This window comes from Streptomyces niveiscabiei, assembly GCF_001419795.1.
In the GTDB taxonomy this organism is placed as follows: Bacteria; Actinomycetota; Actinomycetes; order Streptomycetales; family Streptomycetaceae; genus Streptomyces; species Streptomyces niveiscabiei.
The window spans coordinates 1-3384 of sequence record NZ_LIRL01001123.1; the positions used below are offsets into that span (position 1 = coordinate 1).

Genomic DNA, 3384 nt, shown 5'->3' on the forward strand with positions numbered 1-3384 from the left:
CCGCCGAACCGGCCGTGCCCCCGCCGGCCGTGGGCGGGCCGAAAGGCGCCGCCCGCAAGGGCGTCTCTTCAGCTCTTCGCCCTGACCCGTACGAGCCGGACGGCCGTTACCCCGTCGCGTGGCTGACCATCACCACCTCGCGCGGCGCGTTCCCCACCGCCACCTCCACGTGCGAGTGCGGACGCGACCGCAGCGCCGTCGGCCACGGCAAGGTTCACGCCCTGATCGCCGACCATGCCGCCCACCGCGAGGTCTGCCCCCTCCGCAACCCCCAGGAAGGCAGGGCCGCAGCATGAGCGACCCCACCACCATCCCGACCCCGTCCGTCGACGGGGCCACGCTGCTGGACGAGGTGGAGGCGTTCCACCGCCGCTTCAACGTCTTCCCCACCGAAGCCGCCTACATTGCCGTCACCCTGTGGGACGCGCACGCGCACCTCCTCGACTGCTTCGACTCCACCCCGCGCCTTGCGTTCCTCTCCCCGGAACCGGGGTCGGGCAAGTCCCGCGCGCTGGAAGTCGTGGAAACCCTGGTCCCCGCGCCGATGACGGCCGTCAACGCGTCCGCCGCCGCCCTGTTCCGCTCCGTCGCCAACCCCAACGGACGGCCCACGATCCTCTTCGACGAGATCGACACCGTCTTCGGCCCCAAGGCCGGCGACAACGAAGAGCTGCGCGGGTTCCTCAACGCAGGCCACCGCCGGACTGGCGTCACCTACCGGTGCATCGGAGACGGCGGCAACCAGACCGTGCAGGCGTTCCCCTCGTACTGCGCCGTCGCCGTCGCCGGACTCGGCAACCTCCCCGACACCATCATGACCCGCTCCGTCATCATCCGGATGCGGCGGCGGGCCCGCAACGAGAACGTCGAATCCTTCCGCGCCCGCATCCACGAAGCCGAGGGACACAAGCTGCGTGACCGCCTCGCCCAGTGGGCCGAACACGCACGCGGGTTCGTCATGGGAGCGTGGCCCGAGATGCCCGACGGGGTCACCGACCGCCCGGCGGACGTATGGGAATCCCTCCTCGCCATCGCCGACGCGGCCGGCGGGGACTGGCCCGAGCGCGCCCGCGCCGCGTGCGTGACGCTCGTGACCGCGTCCAAGGCCAACGACAAGGGCAGTCTCGGGGTCCGTCTCCTGACTGACCTGCGCGACCACGTCCTGACCGGCATCGACCGCTTGCCCACCGTCGCCATCCTGGACCGCCTCAACTCCCTTGATGACGCGCCGTGGGCCGACCTGCAAGGAAAGCCGCTCGACAGCCGACGCCTGTCGAAGATGCTCGCGGAGTACATGACCGGCGACAACGAGCCCATCGCTTCCCGCAACATCAAGACCGCCGGGAGCGTCCTCAAGGGCTACTACGCCACCGACCTCTGGGACGCGTGGCAGCGCTACTGCCCCCCTCCCCGGGAAAGTCCGCTACCGCCGCTACCCGGCACCGAAACCACGACCTGACCAGCGACAACGCGGTAGCGGCCACCCGGACTCGGGGCCGCTACCGCCCCGCTACCCATCCGCTACCGCTACCCCCTCCCGCTACCTCCAACAGGCCCCTGACCTGCGCGGTAGCACCGGTAGCGGAAGTAGCGCCCCTCAGAGAAGGGGGCCGAAGTGCCCCCGCGCCCTGATCCCCACCTGTGAGACCAAGGAGCGCCCCATGGACACGGCCCGCCTCGCCGAAGCCGTCGACCCCACCCTCGTTCTCCTGACCGTCGAAGAAGCCGCTCGCCGACTCCGCATCGGCCGCACCCTCTGCTTCCGACTCATCCGTACCGGAGAGCTGGAGTCCATCACCGTCGGCCACCTCCGCAGGGTCCCCGCCGACGCCCCCGCCGAATACGTGGCCCGCCGCCGCAAGGGCCCCCGCACTGAACCTCAGGCGGCTTGACGTACCTCCGCGTCGGAGCGCCGCCCGTGGGCGGCGCTCCGACCGCTTCCACCTCCCGCCAACTCGAAGGAGTCCGCCCATGGCGGAAAGCAAGAAGCGCACCCGGCAACCCAACGGCCGAAGCTCGATCTACCTCGGCAGTGATGGCAAATGGCACGGCCGCGTCACCGTCGGCATCCGCGACGACGGCAAGCCGGACCGCCGCCACGTCGAACGCAAGACCCGAGACGAAGTCGCCTACGCTGTAGGGGAGTTGGAGCGTGAGCGCGACAAGGGCAAGGTCCGCAAGCCCGGCAAGGCGCAGACGGTCAAGACGTGGCTTGAACACTGGGTGGAAGAGATCGCCAAGCCGTACGTCAGTGAGAACACGTACGACGGCTACGAGGTGGACGTGAGGGTGCACCTGGTTCCCGGACTTGGTGCTCACCGGCTGGATCGGCTCGAACCCGAACACCTTGAGCGGTTCTACGTGAAGATGCAGAAGAACGGCAGCGCGGCCGGTACGGCGCACCACGTCCACCGCACGATCCGCGTAGCGCTGGGCGAGGCGGTACGGCGCGGCCACATCACCACCAACGTTGCCGAGATCGCCAAGGCCCCCCGGCTCGAAGAAGAGGACATCGAGCCGTACACCGTCGAAGAGATTCAGAGTCTCCTGTTCGAGGCATCGAAGCTGCGGAACAGCGTCCGGTGGGTGCTTGCGCTCGCACTCGGACTCAGGCAGGGGGAGGCGCTGGGCCTCAAGTGGGAAGACGTCTACCTCGACGCCGGATACCTCCGCACGCGAAAGAACCGGCTGAGGCCGAAGTACGAGCACGGTTGCGGAGCGACGTCGTGCGGCCGAAAGCCGGGCTACTGCCCGAAGCGCAAGCAGATCCGGCGCGAGTTCAAGAGCACCAAGTCCCGTGCCGGTCGCCGGACCATCGGACTCCCGGACCCGCTCATCAAGCTTCTGCGCAAGCACAAGGAGGAACAGGACCGCGAGCGGCGGCAAGCCGGTACGGACTGGCAGGACAAGGGGTACGTGTTCACGTCACCGACCGGTGAGCCGCTGATTCCGAACACGGACTACCACCGCTGGAAGCAGCTCCTCACGGACGCCGGCGTGCGGGACGGACGGCTGCACGACGCCCGGCACACCGCCGCGACCGTCCTTCTCCTGCTAGGGGTTTCCGATGTGGTGGTCGACGCCATCATGGGGTGGGAGCCGGGCGGGGCGGCACGGATGCGCGCCCGGTATCAGCACGTGCCGGTGTCGATGCTGCGGGACGTGGCGCAGCAGATCGGCAACCACCTCTGGGGGACCCCGGCCGGAGCGGGCGACGGCGGCGCGGAACCGGCGTCGGACGGGTCCCAGAACCCCGACTGAGACGGAAACTGAGACGGACGAATGACAGAGGGCCGACCCGCTAGAAGCGGGCCAGCCCTCTGACCAGGTGCGGAGGATACGAGATTCGAACTCGTGAGGGGTTGCCCCCAACACGCTTTCCAA

The 3384-nt window shown here is 69.1% G+C and carries 4 protein-coding genes; all 4 read left to right on the top strand.

What is annotated here, in order from left to right; all coding sequences use genetic code 11:
• The coding region (locus tag AOK24_RS40810; RefSeq protein WP_055724959.1) for a hypothetical protein at positions 1–296 on the top strand (296 nt) is incomplete at its 5' end.
• On the top strand, positions 293–1459 hold the full coding sequence (locus AOK24_RS40815; RefSeq protein ID WP_055724960.1) for a DUF3631 domain-containing protein: 1167 nt from the start codon (positions 293–295) through the stop codon (positions 1457–1459). The genes AOK24_RS40810 and AOK24_RS40815, both read left to right, overlap by 4 nt.
• Before the next feature lie 202 nt (positions 1460–1661).
• Positions 1662–1892 (top strand): helix-turn-helix domain-containing protein, encoded by a 231-nt coding sequence (locus tag AOK24_RS40820; protein WP_055724961.1) that lies wholly within the window; start codon positions 1662–1664, stop codon positions 1890–1892.
• A 79-nt stretch (positions 1893–1971) separates the two neighbouring features.
• On the top strand, positions 1972–3261 hold the full coding sequence (locus AOK24_RS40825; protein WP_055724962.1) for a tyrosine-type recombinase/integrase: 1290 nt from the start codon (positions 1972–1974) through the stop codon (positions 3259–3261).
• Positions 3262–3384 lie beyond the last annotated feature (123 nt).